Origin of the sequence: Mesorhizobium sp. RIZ17 (assembly GCF_051127865.1) — a bacterium.
GTDB lineage: Bacteria > Pseudomonadota > Alphaproteobacteria > Rhizobiales > Rhizobiaceae > Mesorhizobium > Mesorhizobium humile.
Map to the genome: position 1 here is coordinate 6367483 of NZ_CP147861.1, position 22798 is coordinate 6390280.

Below are 22798 nucleotides of genomic sequence, written 5' to 3' on the forward strand. Positions count from 1 at the left end.
CACTAATTTCGTCATTCCAGGGTCTTCGCGACGGAGCTTCGCTCCTGCTGCGCCCTGGAATGACGACCGGTTGCGTTTCGCCTTGTCAGCGCTTCCGCAAATCGGCATCCGCGAGATCGAGCGCCTTGGCGATGCGCTCGCAGGCCATGTCGATCGTGTCGCGCGTCCAGATCAGCGGCGGCGACAGGATCATCGTGTCGCCGGTGGCCCGCAGCATCATGCCGTTCGCGATCGCATGGTCGCGCACCACGACCGCGGCACTTCCCGACGGCAAATAGCGTTCCTTGGTCGCCTTGTCCTTGACGATCTCGATCGCGCCCATCAGGCCGATCGAACGCACTTCGCCGACCAGCCTGTGCCCGGCGATGCGTTCCTGCAGCGCCTGCGCGAAATAGGGGCCGGTGTCGTTCTTGACCCGCTCGACCAGCCCTTCCTTCTCGATGATCTCGAGGTTCTTGAGCGCGACCGCGCAGGCCACAGGATGACCGGAATAGGTATAGCCGTGGTAGAACTCGCCGCCCTTCTCGACCAGCGTGCTCGCGACGCGGTCGCCGACCAGCAGCGCCGACAGCGGCTGGTAGCCCGAGGTCAGGGCTTTGGCGGTGGTGATCGTGTCGGGCTCGATCCCAAAAGTCTGCGCCGCGAACCACTCGCCGGTGCGGCCATAGCCGGTGATGACCTCGTCCAGCATCAACAGCACATCGTATTTGCGGCAGATGCGCTCGACTTCCGGCCAGTAGCTCATCGGGGGGATCTTCACCCCGCCGGCGCCCATCACCGGCTCGCCGATGAAGGCGGCGACCTTGTCGGCGCCGGCTTCGAGGATCGCGTCCTCGACCGCCTTCGCCGCGCGGATGCCGAAATCATGGTCGCTTTCGCCAGGCAGCGCCAGCTCATAGGCGTAGGGCATCATCACATGGACGATGTTGGGCACCGCGCCGCCCAGCTGCTTGTGCATCGGCTCCATGCCGCCGAGCGACGTGCCGGCGATGGTCGAGCCGTGATAGGCCGACTTGCGCGAGATGATGCGGTTCTTCTCGGGCTTGCCTTCGAGCGCCCAATAGTGACGGACAAGCCGCAGTGCCGTGTCGTTGGCTTCCGAGCCTGACGAGCCGTAGAAGACCTGGCTGACATGCTTGGGCGCCAACTCCGCAAGCTTCTTCGACAACAGCACCGGCGTCGGCGTCGAGCATTTGAAGAAGGAGTTATAGTAAGGCAGCTCCTTCATCTGTGTGTAGGCGGCCTCCGCCAGCTCGTCGCGGCCATAGCCGACATTGACGCACCAGAGGCCCGCCATGCCGTCGAGGATTTCGGTGCCATCGGCCTCGTAGATGAACGGCCCTTTGGCGCTTGTGATGATACGGGAACCCGTTTCTCGCAGTTCCTTGTGGTCGGTGAAGGGATGAAGGTGATGCGCAGCGTCGATCTGCTGAAGCTGCTTCAGCGAATAATTCTGATAGGTCATGGATTTGATCTTTCCTCTTGAATCAATCCGGCGGGAGCCGGGGGCGGATTCGTCAGAGGAAACGGGGCGGCGAATAGCCGATGCGGGCGCACAGCCGCAACAGCTCGGCGCGCAGCGTCCGCGGTGACGGCGTCACCGCGACCCCGAAGGCGCCTGATGTGCTGAAGCGTATCATGGCAACAGCTTATGCCGCCTGGGGCCTGGAATTCAAGCCGTTCCGGTTAGCGCCCGCTTGAGGAACATATAGCGCATCGCCGTCTGCGCCGCTTGCGGCCGGCGATCGCCGCGCCCGCCATGGCCGCCTTCGGTCTCCTCGAAGAACAGCGTCCGGCCGTGACCTGCCTCCTGCAGCCGCGCCGCCATCTTGCGGGCATGCCCGGGATGGACGCGGTCGTCGGCGGTCGAGGTCATCAGCAGCACCGGCGGATAGGCGACATCGGCCGCCACATGCTGATAGGGCGAATAGGCACCGAGCCAGGCCGCCTCTTCCGGCTTCGACGGGTCGCCATATTCGGCGATCCACGAGGCGCCGGGCGGCAGTTCGGTGTAGCGCAGCATGTCGAGCAGCGGCACGTCGATGATGACGGCGCCGAACAGTTCCGGCCGCTGCGTCAGCGAGGTGCCGGTGAGCAGGCCGCCATTCGAGCCACCCTGGATGCCGAGCTGCGCCGCCGTGGTGATGCCGCGCCTGACCACATCCTCGGCCACCGCCGCGAAATCGTCGAAGGCGTTCTGGCGCTTGCCCTTGAGCGCCGCCTGGTGCCAGGCCGGACCGAATTCGCCGCCGCCGCGGATATTGGCCTGGACATAGGCGTTGCCCTTGTCCAGCCAGAGCTTGCCGCGAATGCCGGCATAACCGGGCAAGAGCGGCACTTCGAAGCCGCCATAGCCATAGAGCAGCGCCGGCACCGGCCCTTTCTGGTCGCGGCGCCGCACTACGAAATACGGGATCATCGTGCCGTCCTTCGAGCGGGCTTCGAACTGCTCCGAAACATAGGGCGAGGCATCGAAGCGGGCCGGCTGCGACTTCACGGTTTGAAGCGTCTCGCCATCGTCGTCCGACCAGATGATCGAGCTCGGCGTCAGGAAATCGGTGAAAGAGAAGGAGACGCTGGAGCCGAAATGCTCGACATGGCTGATGCCGACATTGCCGTTGTCGGGCAGCGCGACCGGTTTGAGCGACCAGCCATTTGCGGTGCGGTCGCAGGCGATGACCTTGCCGCGCACATTGTCCATCAGATTGATGAACAGCCGATCCTGCGTCCTGGCGAGGCCAGCGATCGAGACACGGTGCGCCGGCTCGAGCACGGTTTCGAACGGCCCGAACGCGCCGCTCTCGATCCAGCGGTCGAAATCGACCGAATAGAGCCCGTCCGGCAAGCAGCGCGTGCCGTCGGGCGCCGTCCACGGGCTGCGCACGCCGAAAATGAGCTGGTCCTTGAAGATCGCCGTGTCGGTAGCATCGTCGGGCAGCGGAATGCGCCGGTTCTCGCCCGAGGCCAGGCGCAGGAAACTGTGCGAGGTGAAGAAATCAAGTGTCTTGCCGAGCAGCACATGCTGCTTGTCGTCGTCATACTCCACGCCGCCGCCGACCGCGAGATGCTGCTTCTCGCCTTCGAAGATCGGCGTGGCGTCCTCGAGCTTCGTGCCGCGCCGCCAGAGTTTTATGACGCGCGGATAGCCGGATTGCGTCTTGTCGCTCTCCTCGAAAGCGGCGGAGACGATGACGGTATCCTTGTCCAGCCAGGAAAAGCCCGACTTGGAGGCGCGCGCGGAAAAACCGCCGTCGACAAAGGATTTCGTCGCGATGTCGAATTCACGCATCTCGTTGGCGTCGCCGCCATCGGGCGACATGTAGAGCAGGCAACGGTCGAAATCGGGATAGAGCCGGCTGGCGCCACCGAACACCCATTTGATGCCTTCCTTCGCCGAAAGCTGATCGAAATCGATGATCGTTTCCCATTCCGGCTTCTCGGTCTTGTAGGAAGCGACGGGCGTGCGCCGCCACAGGCCCAGCGCATTGGTCTTGTCCTGCCAGAAATTATAGACGTAACCGGCAAGTGCGGCCCCGACCGGGATATTGTCCTCGGCCGTCATCAGGTCGAGCGCGGTTTCGAAGGTGGCCTGATAGGAAGGATCGCCCTGCAGTTCGGCGACCGTCAGCGCATTCTGGCGATGAACCCAGTCCAGCGATCGTTCGCCGTCACGGTCTTCCAGCCAAATGAAGGGATCCTCGTCCGCCAATTCGGGCTGGGTTTTGGTCATTGCGCTGGTCATGCGGGTCTCCGGGTGTCATCTCGCGGCCCGCCCTACATCGCCTTCGCCGCACGAACATTCAAGAGCGGCATCGCGCGATGCCGGTTGGCGGATAGGGCCAGTCCGCTCCCGCTCCGTCATGTCGCTTCCCTCGCCCTAGTGGTCGCCGCCTCCTTACCGGCGGCATTGCGGCCAGTTCATTATGCCGCCAATTTCGCATCCTCACGAGGCTTCTCATGACTGCCGCCCTTCATCCCGCCGAGCCGGCACTGGCAACCGATCGCGCCCGCCGTGGCGGCCGCGCGGGAAAACGCGCCGGCGGCTCGGCCGCTTTCGAGCAGCCCGCCTTCCGGCAGTTGAAGAACCCGCTGACGCCAACAAAGCTCGTTTCCGACGACGAGCTGGAATCGATCCACCTGGCCTCGCTGCGCGTGTTGAAGGAGATCGGCGTCGACGTTCTGCATGAGGAAGCCCGCCGCATCATGAAGGCGCATGGCGCGGACGTGCGCGAAGGCTCGGAGCGCGTGCGCTTCGACAGCGACATGATCCTCGAGCTTGTCTCGCACTGCCCGTCGGAATTCACGCTGCACGCCCGCAACCCCGCGCACAATCTGCGTTTCGGCGGCAACAACGTCATCCTGTCGATGATGGCCTCGGCGCCCAACTGCTCCGACCTCGATCGCGGCCGCAGGCCAGGCAACCAGGCGGACTACCGCAATTTCCTGCGCCTGGCGCAGATGCACAACATCCTGCATTGCACCGGCGGTTACCCGGTCGAGCCGATCGACATCCATCCCTCCGTTCGGCATCTCGAGTGCATCCGCGATCTCGCCATGCTGACCGACAAGGTCTTCCACATCTATTCGCTCGGTAAGGAGCGCAACGTCGACGGCATCGAGATCACCCGCATCGCGCGCGGCATCAGCCGCGAGCAGCTGATGCAGGAGCCGTCGGTCTTCACCATCATCAACACCAATTCGCCGCTCAAGCTCGACGTGCCGATGATGGAAGGCATCATCCAGATGGCGAGCATGGGCCAGGTCGTGATCGTCACGCCGTTCACGCTCTCCGGCGCCATGGCGCCCGTCACCGTCGCCGGCGCGCTGGTGCAGCAGAACGCCGAGGCGCTCTCGGGCATCGCCTTCGCGCAGATGGTGAAGAAGGGCGCGCCGGTCGGCTATGGCGGCTTCACCTCCAATGTCGACATGAAATCTGGCGCGCCGGCCTTCGGCACGCCCGAATACATGAAGGCGCAGCTCGTCGGCGGCCAACTTGCCCGCCGCTACAACATCCCCTACCGCACCTCCAACACCTGCGCCGCCAACACGGTCGACGCGCAGGCCGCCTATGAAAGCGTGTTCTCGCTGTGGGGTGCGATCCAGGGCGGCGGCAACCTGATGATGCATGGCGCCGGCTGGCTGGAAGGCGGCCTGCGCTGCTCCTACGAAAAGACCATCCTCGACATCGATCTTTTGCAGATGGTGGCCGAGTTCCTCACCCCGCTCGACCTCTCCGAGAACGCGCTCGGCTTCGACGCTATCCAGTCGGTCGGCCCGGGCGGCCATTTCTTCGGCACCCAGCACACGCAGGAGCGTTACAAGACCGCCTTCTATTCGCCGATCGTGTCCGACTGGCGCAACTTCGAGACCTGGGCCGAGGCTGGCTCGCCAACGGCGCTCGAGCGCACCAACAAGGTGTGGAAAGAGCGCCTTGCCTCCTACGAGGAGCCGTATATGGATCCGGCTATCCGCGAGGAACTCAACGATTTCGTCGAGAAGCGCCGCGCCGAAGGCGGCGCGCCGACGGATTTCTGATCCGCGTTCGGCTGGGCAACTGCCCACCGCTCGTCTTCATTTCTGATTCCACATTGCACAAGACGGACCTATCTGTATGAAATCTCATGTAAAAGCGGTTGTCATCGGCGGCGGCGTCGTCGGCTGTTCGGTGCTCTATCACCTCGCCAAGGCCGGCTGGACCGACATCATGCTGATCGAGCGCTCGGAGCTCACCTCCGGCTCCTCCTGGCATGCGGCGGGCGGCTTCCACACGCTGAACGGCGACCCGAACGTCGCCAAGCTGCAGGCCTATACGGTCCAGCTCTACAAGGAGATCGAGGAGATTTCCGGCCAGTCCTGCTCGCTGCATCTGACCGGCGGCGTCATGATGGCCGACACGCCGGAGCGCATGGACTTCCTGCGGCTGGCGCATGCCAAGGGCCGTTATCTCGGCATGGACACCGAGCTGATCACGCCCTCGGAAGCCAAGGCCATGTTCCCGCTGATGGATGAGAAGAACTTCGTCGGCGCCATGTGGGATCCGGTCGAGGGCCATCTCGATCCGTCCGGCACCACCATCGCCTATTCCAAGGCGGCGAAGAAACTCGGCGCCGAGATCGTGCTGCGCAACCGCGTCGTCGACCTGACCCAGCAGCCGGACGGCACCTGGAACGTCGTCACTGAGCAAGGCACGGTCCATGCCGAGCATGTCGTCAATTGCGGCGGCCTGTGGGCGCGCGAGATCGGCCGCATGGTCGGCGTCGAACTGCCGGTGCTGGCCATGGAGCATATGTACCTGCTCACCGAGCCGATGCCTGAGGTCGAGGAATTCAACAAGTCGACCGGCCGCGAGATGATCGGCGTGCTCGATTTCAAGGGCGAGATCTACACCCGCCAGGAGCGCAACGGCATCCTGCTCGGCACCTATGAGAAGGCCTGCAAGCCGTGGTCGCCGGTCAACACGCCGTGGGATTTCGGCCATGAGCTCTTGCCACCCGACATCGACCGCATCGCGCCGTCGCTGGAAATCGGCTTCAAGCATTTCCCCGGCATCGAGAAGGCCGGCATCAAGCAGATCATCAACGGCCCCTTCACCTTCGCGCTCGACGGCAATCCGCTGGTCGGCCCGGTGCAGGGCCTGACCAATTTCTGGTGCGCCTGCGCCGTCATGGCCGGCTTCAGCCAGGGCGGCGGCGTCGGCCTCGCGCTCTCCAACTGGATGGTGCACGGCGATCCGGGCTTCGACGTCTGGGGCATGGACGTCGCCCGCTTCGGCGAATGGGCGAGCCTTCGCTACACCAACGCCAAGGTGCGCGAGAACTATTCGCGCCGCTTCTCGATCCGCTTCCCGAACGAAGAGCTTCCGGCCGCCCGTCCGGCGCAGACGACACCGCTCTACGACACCATGCTCGCCAACAATGCCGTCATGGGCGATTCATGGGGCCTCGAGACCCCGCTCTGGTTCGCGCCGAAGGGCACGGAGCCCACGGACATCGTCTCCTTCCACCGCTCCAACGACTTCGGCCCGATCGGCGAGGAAGTGCGCGCCACGCGCGACAAGGTCGGCGTCACCGAGATCGCCAACTTCGCCAAATACGAGGTCTCGGGCCCGGGCGCGGAGGATTTCCTCAACCGGCTGATGACCAACCGCATGCCGAAGGTTGGCCGCATCGTGCTGACCCCGATGGTCAACGAGTTCGGCAAGCTGATCGGCGACTTCACCATCGCCAAGGCCGGCCCAAGGAATGGAGAAGACCGCTTCATGATCTGGGGCTCGTCGGCCGCGCAGAAATACCATATGCGCTGGTTCGAGAAGCACCTGCCGAAGGACGGTTCGGTGCGCATCCACCGCTTCGACCAGACGCTGGTCGGTCTTTCCATTGCAGGACCGAAATCGCGCGATCTGTTGCAGAAACTGGTCGATGTCGGCGTCTCGACCAAGGCCTTCCGCTTCATGGATTTCCGCGAGATGGCGGTCGGTGGCGCGCCCTGCATGGTCAACCGTATCACCTATACCGGCGACCTCGGTTACGAGATCTGGATGGCGCCGGCCTATCAGCGCCTGGTCTACAAGGCGATCAAGGATGCCGGGGCGGAATTCGGCCTGGTCGACTTCGGCATGCGCGCGCTGCTGTCGATGCGTCTGGAAAAGAACTTCCCCACCTGGTTCCGCGAACTGCGTCCGATCTACGGACCGTTCGAAGGCTCGATGGACCGCTTCATCAAGCTCGAGAAGAACGACTTCATCGGCCGCGAGGCCTCGGCCAAGGAGCATGCCGAGGGTCCGAAGCTGCGCCGCGTCTCCTTCATTGTCGACGCCATCGATGCCGACGTGATGGGCGACGAGCCGATCTGGGCCAAGGTCGGCAAGGATTACGGCACGGTGGAAAAGCCGCATGGCTACGGCGCGCCGCGCTTCGATGAGACGGGCAAGGAAGTCCGCGGGTCGAAGGCCGCCGAAGGCGCTTCCGCCGTGCGCGGCATCGTCGATGGCGAATGGCGCGTCGTCGGTTGGGTCACGTCGGGCGGCTACGCGCATTATGTCCAGAAGTCGATGGCCCAGGGCTATGTCCCCGCGGCCCTTGCCGAGGACGAAAGCGCCGGCCTGTTCGAGATAGAGATCCTTGGCCATCGCCGCCCGGCCCGCATCAATGTCGAGCCGCCTTTCGACCCGAGCGGCGAGAAAATGCGGACCTGAGGTTTGGCTATGGACAGCGCGGCGGCAAAGGGAGGCTTCGGTCGCCACCGCAAGATCATGCCCTTCGAACCCGGCTCGGTCGAAGCGCTGCGCGAGGCCTCACGCGAGAAGGCGGCCTCGCTCAACCAGCATGTGCTGGGCTATGGCGCGGTGGCCGAGGCCGAATGGGCGGCGGCGGGTATCGCCGCGCCCGACCTGCCCGCCATGCGCAGATACCGGCTGGAGCGCATCCGCGCCGAGCTGAAGCGCCGCGATTATGCCGGCGCCCTGCTCTACGACCCGGTCAACATCCGTTACGCGACCGACTCGACCAACATGCAGCTCTGGGTCGCGCACAACCCCACACGCCATTGTTTCGTCGCTACCGAAGGACCGGTGGTGCTGTTCGACTATTTCTCCTGCGAGCACCTGTCCGACCATTCGGGCGTCGTCGACGAGGTGCGCCCAGCCGTATCGTGGATGTATCTCTACAGCGGAGAACTCACCGAGCAGAAGGTCCGGCGCTGGGGTGCCGGCATCGCCGAACTCGTTGCCGAGCATGGCGGCGGCAACCGCCGCATCGCCGTCGACCACATCAATCCCGAAGGCGTGGAGGAACTCGCCCGCCGCGGCATCGCGATAGGCAACGGCGAGGCGGTGATGGAGAATGCGCGCCTCATCAAATCGCCGGACGAGATCCTCGCCATGCGCCGCGCCATCGTCGCCTGCGAGGCGGCGATGGGCGAGATGGAAGCGGCGCTGAAGCCCGGCATCTCGGAGAACGAATTGTGGGCGGAGCTGCATCGCGGCAACATCGCGCGCGGCGGCGAGTGGATCGAGACGCGCCTTTTGTCCTCCGGACCACGCACCAATCCCTGGTTCCAGGAATGCTCTGCGCGCATCGTCGAGAATGGCGACCTTGTCGCCTTCGACACCGACCTCATCGGTCCTTATGGCTTCTGCGCCGACCTTTCGCGCACATGGCTCTGCGGCGACAGGCAACCGTCGAACGAGCAGCGCGACCTGTTCCGCATCGCCGCCGGCCAGATCGCCCAGAACACGGACCTGATGCGGCCGGGCATTTCCTTTCGCGATCTCATCGAACGTTCGGCGGTGCCGCCGGACGACTGCTATCCGACACGCTACGGCGTGCTTTATCACGGGGTCGGCCTCGCGGACGAATATCCGACGCTGCCGCATGCCGGCGACTGGACCGTCGACACGCCTGACGGCGTGCTCGAACCCGGCATGGTGCTTTGCGTCGAAAGCTATATCGGCAGGCTTGGCGGACGCGAAGGCGTCAAGATCGAGGAGCAGATCCTGATCACCGAGAGCGGCAACGAGAAGCTTTCAGCCTACAAGCTGGACGAGCGGCTGCTCTGATCCGCTTTCGATAGAAGCGACGGCATCGCGCATCGCGGTAATGATCTTTTCCGGCGTCGCTCTGGCGGTGATGTAGGGCAGGCCCTTGCGCCGTGCCGTCCAGCCGACCACCTTCACGCCTTTCGCCGCCGGCTCGAAACGCTGCGCCAGCGCCCAGCTTTCGCAATCGATGGCGGCGATATCGGCCCTGCCTTCCGCGACCGCCACGATCGATGACCGGTGGCCGCCGCTTTCGCTGCGCGAGGCGAAGATGTCCAGGCTCTCGCCCATGGCCTCCAGGTCGCGCGTCAGCCCGATCAGCCCGGACATCGAGTCCGGATTGTTGAAGGTGAAGCGCTTGCCGCGAATGAGATCGAGCGGGATGACAGCCTTGCCATCCCCCGGCGCGACGACTGACGGTCCGCCGTCCGCAGCCATCACCAAGGCGCTGGAATAAAGCTCCCCCTGCCCGCCTTCATAAGCGTCGTAACTTGGCTGAGCGATCACCTGCACATGCTGAGCCAGGCCAAATTCCATCGGCCCCCAGCAGGTTTGTCCGAAGAGCAGCGCCGGGCTCAGCCAGAGTTGGTGAAAATCGAGCTCGTCCGGGGGCAGCGTCGCGGGGTCGGGCGCGATCGGCTTGCCGTCGTCGTCGAGGATCCCGCCTGGCACCGCCGGCAGTTCGCGATTGCTGCGCACAACCGCATCCGGCGCATCGATGCCCCTTTGCCGGAAGGCGTCGCGGAGCCGCGCCCATTGTAAGTCGACTTCGCCACGCATCTCGGGCCAGTCATACATCGGCAGGGCCGCAACAAACTTGCTCATGTCGAATGGCTTTCAAAGACAGGCGATCTTCGGCGCCTGCGTTCCGCCGCGGAAAAAGCGTCGCGGAAAGTCGAGATTACTCTTTCGGCGGCTCCGCCGGAACTGGCGCGGTGCCCAGTCCATTGACGTTGCGTGCCCTGACTCGCGGCTTGAAGGCGCGTCCGGGTTCCGGCGTGCGCCGCAGAACCGGGTGGACGATCGGCTCCTTGGCCTTGAAGGCGTGGGCTTTCATCATCGCGAAATAGTTCGGATAGGCGTAACCGTTGTTCATCCGCAGCCACTCTTCGCGGCGCTCGCGAAACAGCTTCGGCAACCTATACCAGGCAATGGTCGGGCTCTTGTGATGAACGAAATGCAGATTGTTGTTCAGGAACAGGAAGGAAAGCGGCGAACGCTCGACGATCACCGTGCGCCCTTCCGGATGCTCCGACCACTGGTGCTCGGCATAGGTGCGGATCGAGATCAGCGACTGGCCGAGCCACACCGGCACCAGGATGTAGAGCCACAGCGGGATGCCGAAACCAAACGTGACGATCGGCACCACAATGGCGAGACCGATGGCATGCAACAGCCAGGCCTTGCGGATCGCCTTTTCGCCGGCAAGGATCTGCTTGGCATCGTCGATGAAGAAACCGACCGAGGACAACCATGGACCGAGGATGAAGCGGCCGACCATGGTGTTGTTGATCTTGAGCAGAAACTTCATGGTCCGCGGCAGGTCTTCATGCATCCAGAGCGCCTGGTAATAGCTCTCCGGATCGTCGAGCGGATCGGTCAGGCGCTCGTCGGCATGATGGCGAAGGTGGATCGTCTTGAAGCGGCGGAACGGCCAGACCATGCCTATGGGCAGGAAGACGAAGGCTTCATTGAACCTGGCGTTGCGGGTCGGATGACCGTGCAGCACCTCGTGCATGATCGAGGATTGCAGAGCCAGGATAAAGGGCAGGACGGCAAGCGCCAAAAGCGGATGGGATGGCCAGAGCAGGAAGCCGGTCGCGAGCCACGCGCCGTAGCAGAAGAGTGTGAGGATGGCTGTCGGCCATTCGACCGCCGGATTATCGCTTCGTCTCGTGCTGCTACGTCTCTTATTCATGCTCGCCATGCTATCGACCACTGCCCTCCAGTCGCCGGAACCAACTCGATTCCTGACAACATTGTGTCAGGAGCCTGCCGTTACATCAACGCGACAATGCGCACAAACTGTTGCGAATGCGCATTTCTGGCCGCATATGTTATACATTGTAAACAAATGTGGGGATTCATTTCCACCTGAGCCACGTTCAGAACGGCTCTGGCGCAAATTTTTCCTCTCCGAAGCAGGAGCAGCGTGGTGGACAAGCGTGATCTGTCGACGACCTTTCGGGAGCGCCTGAAATTGCTCTTGACACGATCCGACTTGAACCAGTCGGCCTTCGCGACGGCGGTCGGCATCGATCGTTCGGCGCTGTCGCAACTGCTCTCCGGCGCCTCTACCCGCCTGCCCCGCGCCGAGACGCTTCTCAACATCGCCGCCGAGTTCAAGGTGTCGCTCGACTGGCTGCTGGGCCTCTCGCAGGACGAAGGCGTCACCGGCGAAATAAGAGAAAGCCTCGAGATCGAGGAGGCGCCCGATGGTTTCGACCGCACGCTTTTGGCCAAATGGCATGCAGAGGCCGCAGGCACGAAGATCCGCTATGTGCCCGCCGGCATTCCTGACCTTCTGCGCACCGAGGCACTGGTGGAATACGAGGCAGGTATCACCAACAAGAGCCGCGAGGCGCAAGCCGGCGAGACGCAATACCGCATCGACTACACAAGGCGGCCGGAGACCGACATGGAGGTCTGCATGCCGCGCCACACGCTGGAGATCTTCGCGCGTGGCCTCGGCGTCTGGGATCGCTTTCCGGAAGCGGAGCGCCGCAAGCAGTTGCTGCACATGGCGGCGCTGCTCGACGACCTTTACCCGACTTTCCGGCTGTTCCTCTATGACGGCCGCATGCGCTATTCGATCCCCTATACGATCTTCGGCCCCTATCGCGCCGCGATCTATGTCGGCGACATGTACCTGGTGTTGAACGCCACCCAACCGGTCCGCACGCTCACCAGCCATTTCGACAATCTGATCCGCGCCGCCGACATCAACGCGCACGAGGCCGCGAGTTTTGCGCAAAGGCTGGCCGCAATGTCGTTCCCATCAGGCTCTGTCTGATCGCTGGCTTCGATATCATCTTGATGGTCGGCCAACGTCCTGGCCGCCGATCGTCGTTTCAGGGAAACCCATGCAAGAACCGCGTCACCTCGTCGTTCCTCCTCAGTCGGGCCGGTCCGTGCGCGTCAGGCGCGGCGATCTGATCCGCATCGTCGATCCCAAGGGCCAGCAGGTCTCGGACCTCTGGGCCTTCTCGACCGAGGGACGGCTCGACTGGTTGAGCACGTCGCAGACCCGCGACATCACCGAGCGGCTGTTCCCGAAACCCGGCGACCATTTCTACAGCGCCGCCGGCAAGATCATGCTGACGCTGATCGAGGACGCCTCGCCCGGCCCGCACGATATGCTCTACCCGGCCTGCGACAGCGCGCTTTACGAACGCGCCGGCCTGCCCAACCATCCGAACTGCCGCGACAATCTGATGAAGGCGCTCGGCGCGGAAGGCATCGAACTCCCCTTCGCGCCCGACCCGGTCGATCTCTTCCAGAACTCCATGCCGCAGCCCGACGGGACTTTGGTGGTCGAGGCCTCGATCAATCCGCCCGGCGGCTACGTCACGCTGCGCGCCGAACAGGACCTCCTGCTTGTCGTCACCGCCTGCTCGGTCGATCACCACCCGACCAACGGCGATGCCTGCACCGAGATCGAGGTCGAGATCACACCGGCCGCGTAAGGCTTCCTGGCCGCAAACTCGTTGACTGGACATAAAGACTTCTTTATATCGTTATTTGAATTCGAGATACGAAAGCCAAAGTCATGACCGCGACCAACCCGATTGACGCACTGCTTGCTGAAAAGGGCGTGCTCCTGGCCGACGGCGCCACCGGCACCAATCTGTTCGCGATGGGTCTCGAGGCCGGCGAGGCGCCCGAGCTGCTTAATGAGATTTCGCCCGAGACGATCGCCAACCTGCATCAGAACTTCGTCGATGCCGGCGCCGATATCATCCTGACCAATTCTTTCGGCGGCACCCGCCACCGGCTCAAGCTGCATCATGCGCAGGATCGCGTGCACGAGCTGAACAAACGCGCCGCCGAGATTGCCCGCTCCGTTGCCGACAAGGCCAGCCGCAAGGTCGTCGTCGCCGGCTCCGTCGGCCCGACCGGCGAGCTGCTGGTGCCGCTCGGCGCCCTGACTTACGACGATGCCGTAAATGCTTTTGTCGAGCAGATCGAGGGTCTCAAGGCCGGCGGCGCCGAAGTCGCCTGGATCGAGACGATGTCGGCGCCCGACGAGATCCGCGCCGCGGCTGAAGCCGCCATCCGCGTCGGCCTGCCCTATACCTATACCGGTTCCTTCGACACGGCCGGCCGCACCATGATGGGCCTGCTGCCGAAGGATATCCACGCCGTCGCCGACGGCCTCTCGCAGGCCCCGCTCGGTGTCGGCGCCAATTGCGGCGTCGGCGCTTCCGATATCCTCGCTTCGCTGCTCGACATGACCGAGGCGAAGCCGGAGGCGACCGTGATCGTCAAGGGCAATTGCGGCATTCCGGAATTCCGCGGCGCGGAGATCCACTATTCCGGCACGCCGGAGCTGATGTCCGATTATGTGCGGCTGGCGGTCGATGCCGGCGCAAAAATTGTCGGCGGCTGCTGCGGCACCTCGTTCGCCCACCTCGCCGCCATGCGCAAGGCGCTCGACGCGCACACCAAGTCGACGCGCCCGACCGTCGAGACGATCGTCGAGCGCATCGGCCCGATGCGCAACAAGACGGCAAGTGCCGGTGACGCAGGCGAAGGCCGCCGCGAACGCCGGCGCAGCCGCGCCTGACGGGCCCGATTATTTGCTGTTTTCGTCGTAGCGCGACAACGCCGTATTGAAATCGACGACGTTCTCGGCGCCCATCGTCATCAGGACGCCCGATGCACCGGGGTCTGTGATCTGTTCTAGCATCACGCGAAAACGGTCGTTGTTCAGCGCCGAAAGCGCCGTATCGCGGGCCGCATCGACATCGCTCCTGATGCGCGCGGATTCCGCTGAAGGCGCGGATGGTCCCCGCAGCGGCGCATTGGCCGCCGTCGCGTTCGCGTTGCCGATTGTCGTGATATGCACTGCTGATCCCTCAAACCTTATCAGCACGGACTAACAGAAGCCCGTTGCGACGAGGTTCCGGAAAAGCCGCGCAATTTAACGATCGCAAAAAAGGCCGGCGGAGTTTTGTCGCACCGGCCTTCATCATTCGGTCTCTGCCTTTCGGCTCTCTACTTGTTGCCGTCCAACGACGAGGCCAGTCGCACCAGCGACAGGAATTCGGCTCGATAGCCGAACGGATCGGCGCCGCGCGCGGCGTTGGCGATCTCCGCGATCCGGTCATAGCCGAAATTGGCGGTCTGATCCTCGTCGCGCAGCTTCTGCCCGAAGGCGGCGACCGCAACCGAGAAGCGCTGGTCGACGCCGGCCTCGTCGAAGGACTTGACCTCGTTGGCCGCCGTCACCGGCGTGGTGATGAGCTTCGAGACATCCTCGTTCGGCAGCTTGTAGCGGATCTTGACGAAGGCATATTCGTCCGCATTGGCGACGCCACCATTGTCGACCTTGGCCTGGCCGTAGCGCAGCGGATCGACCTGCTCGCCGCCGCTGCCTTTCGGCGTGATCTCATAGACCGCCGTCACCGAATGTCCCGAACCGATATCGCCGGCATCGATGCGGTCATTGTTGAAATCCTCGCGCTTCAAGGCGCGGGTCTCATAGCCGACAAGACGGTATTCCGAGACCTTGGCCGGGTTGAATTCGACCTGGATCTTGACGTCCTTGGCAATGGTGAACAGCGTCGAGGACGCATCGTCGACCAGCACCTTTTGGGCCTCGGCAAGTGTGTCGATGTAAGCCGCCGTGCCGTTGCCATTCTGCGCGATGGTCTGCATCATCTGGTCGTTCAGATTGTCGTGGCCGAAGCCGAACACCGACAGAAAGACGCCGGTCTTGCGCTCCTGCTCGATCAGCCGCTTGAGATCCTCGTCATCGATCTGGCCGACATTGAAGTCGCCGTCGGTGGCCAGCATCACGCGGTTGACGCCGTCCTTGACGAAGGATTGCTGTGCAAGCTTGTAGGCTTCGCGGATGCCTTCCTCGCCGGCCGTCGAGCCGCCGGGTTCCAGATTGTCGATGGCTGCAAGGATCTTCTGCTTTTCCGCCGCCTTCGTCGGCATCAGTACCGTGCCGGCATTGCCCGCATAGGTGACGATCGAGACAGTGTCGTCGGGCTTCAGCTTGCTCACCAGCAAGCGGAAGGCGGATTTGAGCAGGGGCAGCTTGTCCGGCTCGTCCATCGAGCCCGAGACGTCGATCAGGAAGACCAGATTGGCCTTGGGCTGCTCGGCCGGCTTCACGTCGAAACCCTTGATCGCCACATGCATCAGCTTGGTGCGATCGTTCCACGGCGTCGGCATGACGGTGACGGTCGAGTTGAACGGCGTTGAAGCCGATTCCGGACCCTTCCAGTCATAGGGGAAGTAGTTGATCATCTCCTCGACACGGACCGTGCCGGGATCGGGCAGAGTGCCTTCCTTCAGCGAGCGCCGCACGAAGGAATAGGAGGCGGTGTCGACGTCGATCGAAAAGGTCGAGACCGGATCCTGTGCGGTTTCATGCACAGGATTGGTCTTGAAGGTCTCGATGCGGTCGCGATTTTCCTCCTGCGGCTGCATCTGGTCGGCCGGCATGGGCGCGGGCTGCACCATCAGCTTGGAATCGGCGACGGCACCAGCAGGGATCTCGGCAGACTGCATGGCTGTTGCCGGCGCCTGGGCATTCGCGCGCCCGCCTGCGGCCAGTTGATCAACCTCCGCAGGTGCAGGCGGCGGCGCAGGCAATGCCTCGGGAGCCTGCTTGGCATAGTCCTTCAGCGTCCCGTATTGCTGCCTCGTCTGGTCGTCGGATCGACTCAATTCAGTTTTCGGCGGCGACGCCGGCGCGACCTGCGCTTCATCCTCGACGCGCCTTTCATTGTCGGCGTCGGTTTTCTTCTCCTTGGCGGGCGCAGCCGCGAGCGGCTCGTTGATGGCCGGCTGGTTTGGCGCGGACTTCTGCGCCACCGGCTTGTCGGCCAGCGTCTCGGTGATCTTGCCGTTGCCGGTAATGACAGGCGGCTGTTCCTTCAGCATCTCGAAAGCGGCATAGCCGGCGATAGGCAGCGCGACCAGCGCGGTGATGGCCGGCGTGGCAATGAGTTTCCGTTGCATGATGTCTCTCCAGAGCTTTCTTGCTCGCTCCGTGAGACGAAGGCCTGCGGGCATTCCTTGGGGGACCGGCGAAATTTTTTCGTCCATGTCGAAGGCCTGCATCGCGGCGGCCAGCGCGCGCGCCTTCGCCTCGCCGTCAGGCGCCGGTATAGCGATGTCGCGCAGCCTTACGAGTTCGTTGTCGTCGACCATGGTCACACTTCCCCGGCTGAGCGCATCAGCACTTTCAGCCGTTTCTTCGCTTCATGGATGTGCCAGGAAACCGTCGTCTCCGAGATCGCCATCACCTCCGCCGCCGCGGCGTGGTTGAGGCCTTCGCCATAGACAAGCAGCACCGCGTCGCGTTGCTTGTCGGGCAGCATCCGCACCGCCGTCCACAGCGCCTCGGCCGGATCGTCGGCCTGCGCCTGCGCTTCGCCGCCAATCGACGCATAGGCGCCGAAGGCATCGGTCTTGGCAGTGTCGCGGGCACGCTTGCGCATCATGTCGCGCGCCGCGTTCAGCGTCATGGCATAGAGCCATGTCGTGAAGGCGCCGCTGCCCTGATAGTCGCGGATCGCGCGGCCGAGCCGCACGCAGACGTCCTGGGCGATGTCCTCGGCATCGGCTTTCCTGCCGCACCAGCGATAGGCGGCGCGATAGACGAAGCCATAGTGCCTTTCGAGCAGTTTGCCGAAAGCCCCCCTGTCTCCGCCCCTCGCCCGCGCGATCAATTCGGCATCGGAGGCTTCGCTGTCGTCCAGCATCATCGCCATCATTTGTCTGTTGGACGAAGGCTAATGGCCAATCCTTGGGGCGATGAAAAGATTTTTCTGCGGCAGCGCCTTTTCCTTCTCCCCGCTCGCGGGGAGTGAGGAGTGGTCCGCGTAGCGGACGAAAAGCCAATTGCTTGGCTTTTCGAACGACGAACGCCCGAAGGGCGGATGAGGGGCAGCGCGAACGTTCGAAGGCTCGCGCCACACGGTGCTCTCTCCATGATCGGCGGGGAGACGGCTAACCCAATGTTTCTTTGAAGAACGTGGTCAGCCGCTTCCAATGCCGCTCGGCGCCCGTCTCGTCATAAACGCTGTGGTCCTTGACGCACCAGCCATGGCCGACGCCGACATAATTCTCGATGACGTGGTCGACCTCGGCCACCCGCAAGGCCTCCGCCAGCCGCGCCGACTGTTCCGGCGGGAAGCTGCGGTCGACGCCGGCGACCCCGACATAGACGCGCGCCTTGATCGAAGCCGCCTTGCGGTGCGGGCTGTCGGCCGCATCGCTTGCCAGATTGCCGCCGTGGAAGCTCGCCGCGGCGACGATGCGGTCGGGATTGGTCGCCGCCGCGTTCAGCGCCCGCGCTCCGCCCATGCAATAGCCGACGACACCGACCGGTCCCTCAATGCCTTCGGCCGCGAGCGCATCGAGGAAGCCGGCATTGTCGCGGATGGTCATCTCCTGCGTCGTTCCGGTCACCAGCGCCATCAACTTGGTCTTGGTTTCCTCCACCGTGAAGGCGGTCTTGGCGTCGAACGGACCGTAGGGCGCGTTGCGATAGAAGAGGTCGGGCACCAGCACCGCATACCCGTCGCCGGCAAGCCGTTCAGCCATCTCGTCGAGCGCCGGACGCGGCCCGAAGGCGTCCATATAGAGGATGACGCCCGCCCTGGCCTTGCCGGACGATCGAAAAAGTCCCGCCTTTGCCTTGCCGTCCCTGGTCTCGAACTCGATCTGCTTTCCGGTCATGATGCTCTCCGTTGCCTGTCGCGCGTTAGATATCGGCGAGCACCGTCCCGGCAAGCCATTCCCAGACCAGGCTGTTCAAGATTTCGTGCGGCCGCCCGGCCCCTTAGAGCCGCGCGAAAGCCGCCATGTGAAAAGCCTGCACCTCCGGCGGATAGCGATAGTCTGTACCAAAAGGGCAGGCGTTGCGGTCGAGGCAGCCACCGCTTCGGCACGGCTCGCCACGGGGGCCTCGAACATGGCCGAGACAGGCTTCATGGGCAAAGCCCTGCCCGGAATAGGCGTCGACCGGACAGGATTTCAGGCAGGGTTTTTCGACACATATGTCGCAAAGATGAATGGCCACGTGAGCATCGGGTAGCGGAATCTCATCCTCGAACAGCAAGGCGCCGCGATAGGCATGCCAGAGCCCGTATGTGGGATGCATGAGGATGCCGAGCGGTGACGGCTTCAGCCCTTCCGCCCTCATCGCCCATTGCTGGAACGGCAGATAAGGCCGGTCGGAAGGCGATACCGCGCGAGCGCCACGGCCTTGCGCGACCGCGCCGATCACCTCGCGCGACCAGGTGTCGAGCGGATTGGCGATGTCCCTCGCCTGCTGTCCCAGCCAACGCTGAAAATGCGGCCAAGGCGCCGCGCCCGCCTGCCCGACCAGCAGCACCGATTTGGCCGGGGCGCCGGAGGGTCCGGCCGGTGCAACCTGATCGTCGCCAAAGCTGAAACCGCCGCGAAGGATCAGACCGCTGGCCGCGAGCGCGGCCGCAATCTCCTCGACCGCGCCGCGGGAAAAGGTCATCCCTTCCGGTCCGGGTCGGAGAACGCGCTCCGCCAGACTTCCTTGTGAATGATGTTGGCGACTTTAGCCCGGCCTGACTCGGGCTCCTTTCACGTGAAGGCGTCGGCCATCGAGCCCTTCTTCTTGGCGATGAAGTCCTTCAGCGCCTCGTCGATGGCCGGATCGAGATGCGGCGCCTCGTAGCTTTCCAGCCAGCGGCGAGCGAGCTCGTTGGCGCGCTGCGGCGCGGTCTTCTCGCCTTCGGCCAGCCACTGCTCGTAGGAATTGTTGTCGGCGATGTTGGAGCGGTAGAAGGCCGTCTGGAAATTCGCCTGCGTGTGATCGCAGCCGAGATAGTGGCTGCCCGGACCGACCTGGCGGATCGCGTCCATCGCCTGGCCGTTTTCCGACAGGTCGACGCCCTCGGCAAACTTCTGCTGCATGCCGAGCTGGTCGATATCCATCATGAATTTCTCGTAGCAGGAGGCGAGACCGCCCTCGAGCCAGCCGGCCGAATGCAGCACGAAATTGGTGCCGGCAAGGATCGTCGAGTTGAGCGTGTTGGCGCTCTCGTAAGCCGCCTGCGCGTCCGGAACCTTCGAGGCGCAGAGCGAGCCGCCGGTGCGGAACGGCAGGCCGAGCCGGCGCGCGAGCTGCGCGGCGCCGTAGGAGACCAGCGACGGCTCCGGCGTGCCGAAGGTCGGCGCGCCGGACTGCATCGAGATCGACGAGGCGAAGGTGCCGAACAGCACCGGCGCGCCGGGCCTGATCAGCTGCGTGAACGAGGCGCCGGCGAGCACCTCGGCCAGCACCTGCGTCAGCGTGCCGGCGACCGTCACCGGGCTCATCGCGCCGGCCAGGATGAAGGGCGTGACGATGCAGGCCTGGTTGTGGCGCGAATAGACCTTCAGCGCGCCGAGCATGGTCTCGTCGAACACCATCGGCGAGTTGGCGTTGATCAGGCTGGTCAGCACCGTATTGTTCTCGACGAAGTCGTCGCCGAACACGAGCTTGGCCATCGCCACCGTGTCCTCGGCCCGCTCCGGCGCGGTCACCGAGCCCATGAACGGTTTGTCGGAATAACGGATGTGGCTGTAGATCATGTCGAGGTGGCGCTTGTTGACCGGCACGTCGACCGGCTCGCACACCGTGCCGCCCGAATGGTGGATCGACGGCGCCATATAGGCGAGCTTCACGAAATTCTGGAAATCCTCGATCGTCGCGTAGCGGCGGTTGCCGTCGAGGTCACGCACGAAGGGCGGGCCGTAGACCGGTGCGAATACGGTCGCGTTGCCGCCGATCTGAACCGAGCGCTCCGGGTTGCGCGCATGCTGGGTGTAGATCGAGGGCGCGGTCTTCAAGAGCGAGCGGCAGAGGCCCTTGGGGAAGTGCACGCGCTCGCCTTTGACGTCGGCGCCTGCTTCCTTCCACAGCGCCAGCGCCTCGGCGTCGTCGCGGAAGATGATGCCGATTTCTTCAAGCACCGTGTCGGTGTTCTTCTCGATCAGCGCCAGGCCTTCCTCGTTGAGGACCTCATAGACGTTGATCTTGCGCTTGATGTAGGTGAGCTGCGTGCCCGGACCGCCGCCCGAACGGGCCGCCCGGCGCGCCGCAGCGCCGCCGCTGGCGCCGCGTCCGCGCCGTCCGCCCGACGCTTCCTGCTCGACTGCCGCGTTATCGCTCATGATCGTTCTTCCTATAACTGGCCTGAATTGGCTGGAGCGGCCCATCGTCGCCGCTTCTTGCCGGATCGTAGCCATGCACCCTATTGGAAACGGCCAGCCAGCGCCAACGCCTGTCGCAAAATCGACAAGAAAAGCGCCAATTTTTCAGTCGCTTTCCTTTTGCGGGAAGTCGCAAATCAGCTATGGCTAGCTTGCCCTCGCGGGTTAGGTATTGGCGCATCGATTTTTAGGCTGCCGCAGTCATTCCGAGCAGCAAGGAGCCCGAGAAAAATGTCCGACGACGAGATCATCCTTTCCGAGCTTTCCGACGAGGAACTCGTGCAGCAGATGCATGACGACCTCTATGATGGTCTGAAGGAAGAGATCGAGGAAGGTACACGAATCCTGCTCGAGCGCGGCTGGGCGCCTTACAAGGTGCTGACCGAGGCGCTGGTCGAAGGCATGCGCATCGTCGGTGAGGATTTCCGCGACGGCATCCTGTTCGTTCCCGAAGTGCTATTGTCCGCCAACGCGATGAAGGCCGGCATGTTCATACTGCGCCCGCTGCTCGCCGCCACCGGCGCGCCGAAGCAGGGCAAGATGGTGATCGGCACCGTCAAGGGCGACATCCACGACATCGGCAAGAACCTTGTCGGCATGATGATGGAAGGCGCCGGCTTCGACGTCATCGACCTCGGCATCAACAATGCGGTCGAGAAATATCTCGACGCGATCGAGCAGCACCAGCCCGACATCATCGGCATGTCGGCGCTGCTCACCACCACCATGCCTTACATGAAGGTGGTCATCGATACGATGAAGGAAAAGGGCATCCGCGACGATTATGTCGTCCTGGTCGGCGGCGCGCCGCTCAACGAGGAATTCGGCAAGGCCGTCGGCGCCGATGCCTATTGCCGCGACGCGGCGGTGGCCGTCGAGACCGCCAAGGACTACATGAAGCGCAAACACAACGTTCGCGCTTCCGCCTGACCCAAGGCATTAGGATGGATCGACAAGAAAAGCCGCGCCTTGCAGCGCGGCTTTTTTGTTCCCAGATGATGGATGAGGCTGCTGATCAGTTGACCGTGTCTTTGACCGCCCTAGCCGTCGATTTGACGTCCTTGCCGACGCCCCGGATGGTGTTGGCGCAGGCGGTGAGTGCAAGCGCGCAGGCCAGGATGGCGATCGGCGCGATGCGTAGCAGTTTCATGGACGGTGTCTCCCTCGACAGATATTAAGCCCCGCAGCGAAAGCCGGCCCGACTTGGTCAAGACGCAAAAAACGGAACCGAATCAAACAGACAGGCTGCTCGTCATCGCCTGCGGGATGATTGCGCGCGAAGTTTTGGCCGTCAAGCAACAGCTAAAGCTCGACCATCTCGAGCTGACCTGCCTGCCGGCCGAGTTCCACTTCTATCCGGACCGCATCGCGCCGGCGATGGACAAGGCGATCGAAAAGGCCAAGACCGAAGGCTACCGGCACATCTTCGTCGGCTATGCCGATTGCGGCACGGGCGGCCTGCTCGACCGCGTCATCGAGAAGCACGGCGTCGAGCGCATGGCCGGGCCGCATTGCTTTGCCTTCTACCAGGGCATGGACGCCTACGCGAACGTCGCCGACGGCGACATGATGTCGTTCTACATGACCGACTTCCTCTGCCGCCAGTTCGAGGCCTTCTTCATCAAGCCGCTCGGCCTCGACAGGCATCCCGAGCTGATCAAGGACTATTTCGGCAACTACGAGAAGCTGATCTACCTCGCCCAGACCGACGATCCGGAGCTCGACAAGGTCGCCGAGAAGGCAGCGGCCATGCTCGGCCTCGCCTATGAGCGCCGCTCGACCGGCTATGGCGACCTGACCGTGGAACTGGCGCGGGCGGCACAGGGCGCTGCCTGAGAAGATCGG

Annotated in this window: 20 protein-coding genes; 8 read left to right on the forward strand and 12 right to left on the reverse strand. The window is 63.7% G+C overall.

Features of this window, described 5'->3' with window-relative positions:
• Positions 1 to 85: 85 nt before the first annotated feature.
• From WDX12_RS31090 to WDX12_RS31100, 3 genes are read right to left on the reverse strand one after another with little or no spacing between them, the layout of a single operon-like run.
• Positions 86 to 1465, reverse strand: a complete 1380-nt coding sequence (locus WDX12_RS31090; RefSeq protein WP_434723191.1) for an aspartate aminotransferase family protein — start codon at positions 1463 to 1465, stop codon at positions 86 to 88.
• A gap of 52 nt (positions 1466 to 1517) precedes the next feature.
• Positions 1518 to 1640, reverse strand: coding sequence for a hypothetical protein (locus WDX12_RS31095; protein WP_040969798.1), 123 nt, complete (start codon positions 1638 to 1640; stop codon positions 1518 to 1520).
• A gap of 32 nt (positions 1641 to 1672) precedes the next feature.
• On the reverse strand, positions 1673 to 3742 hold the full coding sequence (locus WDX12_RS31100) for a prolyl oligopeptidase family serine peptidase (RefSeq protein WP_434723192.1): 2070 nt from the start codon (positions 3740 to 3742) through the stop codon (positions 1673 to 1675).
• A gap of 215 nt (positions 3743 to 3957) precedes the next feature.
• On the opposite strand from WDX12_RS31100, the gene WDX12_RS31105 reads away from it, so the two are divergent.
• From WDX12_RS31105 to WDX12_RS31115, 3 genes are all read left to right on the forward strand, one after another.
• Complete coding sequence (locus WDX12_RS31105; RefSeq protein WP_434723193.1) at positions 3958 to 5535, forward strand: trimethylamine methyltransferase family protein; 1578 nt, start codon at positions 3958 to 3960, stop codon at positions 5533 to 5535.
• 76 nt (positions 5536 to 5611) lie between these two features.
• Complete coding sequence (locus WDX12_RS31110) at positions 5612 to 8194, forward strand: GcvT family protein (protein WP_434723194.1); 2583 nt, start codon at positions 5612 to 5614, stop codon at positions 8192 to 8194.
• A 9-nt stretch (positions 8195 to 8203) separates the two neighbouring features.
• Positions 8204 to 9556, forward strand: a complete 1353-nt coding sequence (locus WDX12_RS31115; RefSeq protein ID WP_434725735.1) for a M24 family metallopeptidase — start codon at positions 8204 to 8206, stop codon at positions 9554 to 9556.
• Here WDX12_RS31115 and WDX12_RS31120 read toward each other — a convergent pair.
• Both WDX12_RS31120 and WDX12_RS31125 read right to left on the reverse strand, forming a co-directional pair.
• Positions 9524 to 10360 carry a phosphate/phosphite/phosphonate ABC transporter substrate-binding protein gene (locus WDX12_RS31120; protein WP_434723195.1) on the reverse strand — a complete coding sequence of 279 codons (837 nt, stop codon included), beginning with the start codon at positions 10358 to 10360 and terminating at the stop codon, positions 9524 to 9526. The two genes, WDX12_RS31115 and WDX12_RS31120, sit on opposite strands and share 33 nt — an antisense overlap.
• Positions 10361 to 10436: 76 nt before the next feature.
• Positions 10437 to 11462 carry a fatty acid desaturase gene (locus WDX12_RS31125; protein ID WP_434723196.1) on the reverse strand — a complete coding sequence of 342 codons (1026 nt, stop codon included), beginning with the start codon at positions 11460 to 11462 and terminating at the stop codon, positions 10437 to 10439.
• Positions 11463 to 11690: 228 nt separating this feature from the next.
• Here WDX12_RS31125 and WDX12_RS31130 point away from each other — a divergent pair, with 228 nt between their 5' ends.
• From WDX12_RS31130 to bmt, 3 genes are all read left to right on the forward strand, one after another.
• Positions 11691 to 12548, forward strand: a complete 858-nt coding sequence (locus WDX12_RS31130; protein WP_320295328.1) for a helix-turn-helix domain-containing protein — start codon at positions 11691 to 11693, stop codon at positions 12546 to 12548.
• 70 nt (positions 12549 to 12618) lie between these two features.
• Positions 12619 to 13221, forward strand: a complete 603-nt coding sequence (locus WDX12_RS31135; RefSeq protein ID WP_434723197.1) for a DUF1989 domain-containing protein — start codon at positions 12619 to 12621, stop codon at positions 13219 to 13221.
• A gap of 83 nt (positions 13222 to 13304) precedes the next feature.
• The gene (gene bmt, locus WDX12_RS31140; protein WP_434723198.1) at positions 13305 to 14321 is read left to right on the forward strand and encodes a betaine--homocysteine S-methyltransferase; all 1017 of its coding nucleotides are present in this window, start codon (positions 13305 to 13307) and stop codon (positions 14319 to 14321) included.
• A 9-nt stretch (positions 14322 to 14330) separates the two neighbouring features.
• Here bmt and WDX12_RS31145 read toward each other — a convergent pair whose 3' ends face one another.
• The 6 genes from WDX12_RS31145 to WDX12_RS31170 form a co-directional block, all read right to left on the reverse strand.
• Entirely contained in the window at positions 14331 to 14603 is a 273-nt protein-coding gene (locus WDX12_RS31145) for a hypothetical protein (RefSeq protein WP_434723199.1), read from the reverse strand.
• 149 nt (positions 14604 to 14752) lie between these two features.
• Positions 14753 to 16924, reverse strand: a complete 2172-nt coding sequence (locus tag WDX12_RS31150; RefSeq protein WP_434723200.1) for a vWA domain-containing protein — start codon at positions 16922 to 16924, stop codon at positions 14753 to 14755.
• A gap of 2 nt (positions 16925 to 16926) precedes the next feature.
• Positions 16927 to 17487: an RNA polymerase sigma factor gene (locus WDX12_RS31155; protein WP_434723201.1), complete on the reverse strand. Its 561-nt coding sequence runs from the start codon at positions 17485 to 17487 to the stop codon at positions 16927 to 16929.
• 238 nt (positions 17488 to 17725) lie between these two features.
• Positions 17726 to 18457 carry a dienelactone hydrolase family protein gene (locus tag WDX12_RS31160; RefSeq protein ID WP_320295323.1) on the reverse strand — a complete coding sequence of 244 codons (732 nt, stop codon included), beginning with the start codon at positions 18455 to 18457 and terminating at the stop codon, positions 17726 to 17728.
• Between the two features lie 103 nt (positions 18458 to 18560).
• Positions 18561 to 19250: a 4Fe-4S dicluster domain-containing protein gene (locus WDX12_RS31165; RefSeq protein WP_320295322.1), complete on the reverse strand. Its 690-nt coding sequence runs from the start codon at positions 19248 to 19250 to the stop codon at positions 18561 to 18563.
• An 89-nt stretch (positions 19251 to 19339) separates the two neighbouring features.
• Positions 19340 to 20914 carry a trimethylamine methyltransferase family protein gene (locus WDX12_RS31170; RefSeq protein ID WP_320295321.1) on the reverse strand — a complete coding sequence of 525 codons (1575 nt, stop codon included), beginning with the start codon at positions 20912 to 20914 and terminating at the stop codon, positions 19340 to 19342.
• Positions 20915 to 21184: 270 nt separating this feature from the next.
• Between WDX12_RS31170 and WDX12_RS31175 the strand changes: the two genes are divergently transcribed.
• Positions 21185 to 21883 (forward strand): corrinoid protein, encoded by a 699-nt coding sequence (locus WDX12_RS31175; RefSeq protein ID WP_320295320.1) that lies wholly within the window; start codon positions 21185 to 21187, stop codon positions 21881 to 21883.
• Between the two features lie 85 nt (positions 21884 to 21968).
• On the opposite strand, the gene WDX12_RS31180 is transcribed toward WDX12_RS31175, so the two are convergent.
• The gene (locus WDX12_RS31180) at positions 21969 to 22103 is read right to left on the reverse strand and encodes an entericidin A/B family lipoprotein (protein ID WP_041003961.1); all 135 of its coding nucleotides are present in this window, start codon (positions 22101 to 22103) and stop codon (positions 21969 to 21971) included.
• Positions 22104 to 22156: 53 nt separating this feature from the next.
• On the opposite strand from WDX12_RS31180, the gene WDX12_RS31185 reads away from it, so the two are divergent.
• The gene (locus tag WDX12_RS31185; RefSeq protein WP_434723202.1) at positions 22157 to 22789 is read left to right on the forward strand and encodes a DUF1638 domain-containing protein; all 633 of its coding nucleotides are present in this window, start codon (positions 22157 to 22159) and stop codon (positions 22787 to 22789) included.
• Positions 22790 to 22798 lie beyond the last annotated feature (9 nt).

Coding starts and splice junctions, on each gene's coding strand:
- WDX12_RS31090 (WP_434723191.1), bottom strand. CDS start 1,465: ATGACCTATCAGAATTATTCGCTGAAGCAGCTTCAGCAGATCGACGCT.
- WDX12_RS31095 (WP_040969798.1), bottom strand. CDS start 1,640: ATGATACGCTTCAGCACATCAGGCGCCTTCGGGGTCGCGGTGACGCCG.
- WDX12_RS31100 (WP_434723192.1), bottom strand. CDS start 3,742: ATGACCAGCGCAATGACCAAAACCCAGCCCGAATTGGCGGACGAGGAT.
- WDX12_RS31105 (WP_434723193.1), top strand. CDS start 3,958: ATGACTGCCGCCCTTCATCCCGCCGAGCCGGCACTGGCAACCGATCGC.
- WDX12_RS31110 (WP_434723194.1), top strand. CDS start 5,612: ATGAAATCTCATGTAAAAGCGGTTGTCATCGGCGGCGGCGTCGTCGGC.
- WDX12_RS31115 (WP_434725735.1), top strand. CDS start 8,204: ATGGACAGCGCGGCGGCAAAGGGAGGCTTCGGTCGCCACCGCAAGATC.
- WDX12_RS31120 (WP_434723195.1), bottom strand. CDS start 10,360: ATGAGCAAGTTTGTTGCGGCCCTGCCGATGTATGACTGGCCCGAGATG.
- WDX12_RS31125 (WP_434723196.1), bottom strand. CDS start 11,462: ATGGCGAGCATGAATAAGAGACGTAGCAGCACGAGACGAAGCGATAAT.
- WDX12_RS31135 (WP_434723197.1), top strand. CDS start 12,619: ATGCAAGAACCGCGTCACCTCGTCGTTCCTCCTCAGTCGGGCCGGTCC.
- bmt (WP_434723198.1), top strand. CDS start 13,305: ATGACCGCGACCAACCCGATTGACGCACTGCTTGCTGAAAAGGGCGTG.
- WDX12_RS31150 (WP_434723200.1), bottom strand. CDS start 16,924: ATGGTCGACGACAACGAACTCGTAAGGCTGCGCGACATCGCTATACCG.
- WDX12_RS31155 (WP_434723201.1), bottom strand. CDS start 17,487: ATGGCGATGATGCTGGACGACAGCGAAGCCTCCGATGCCGAATTGATC.
- WDX12_RS31160 (WP_320295323.1), bottom strand. CDS start 18,457: ATGACCGGAAAGCAGATCGAGTTCGAGACCAGGGACGGCAAGGCAAAG.
- WDX12_RS31165 (WP_320295322.1), bottom strand. CDS start 19,250: ATGACCTTTTCCCGCGGCGCGGTCGAGGAGATTGCGGCCGCGCTCGCG.
- WDX12_RS31170 (WP_320295321.1), bottom strand. CDS start 20,914: ATGAGCGATAACGCGGCAGTCGAGCAGGAAGCGTCGGGCGGACGGCGC.
- WDX12_RS31175 (WP_320295320.1), top strand. CDS start 21,185: ATGTCCGACGACGAGATCATCCTTTCCGAGCTTTCCGACGAGGAACTC.
- WDX12_RS31180 (WP_041003961.1), bottom strand. CDS start 22,103: ATGAAACTGCTACGCATCGCGCCGATCGCCATCCTGGCCTGCGCGCTT.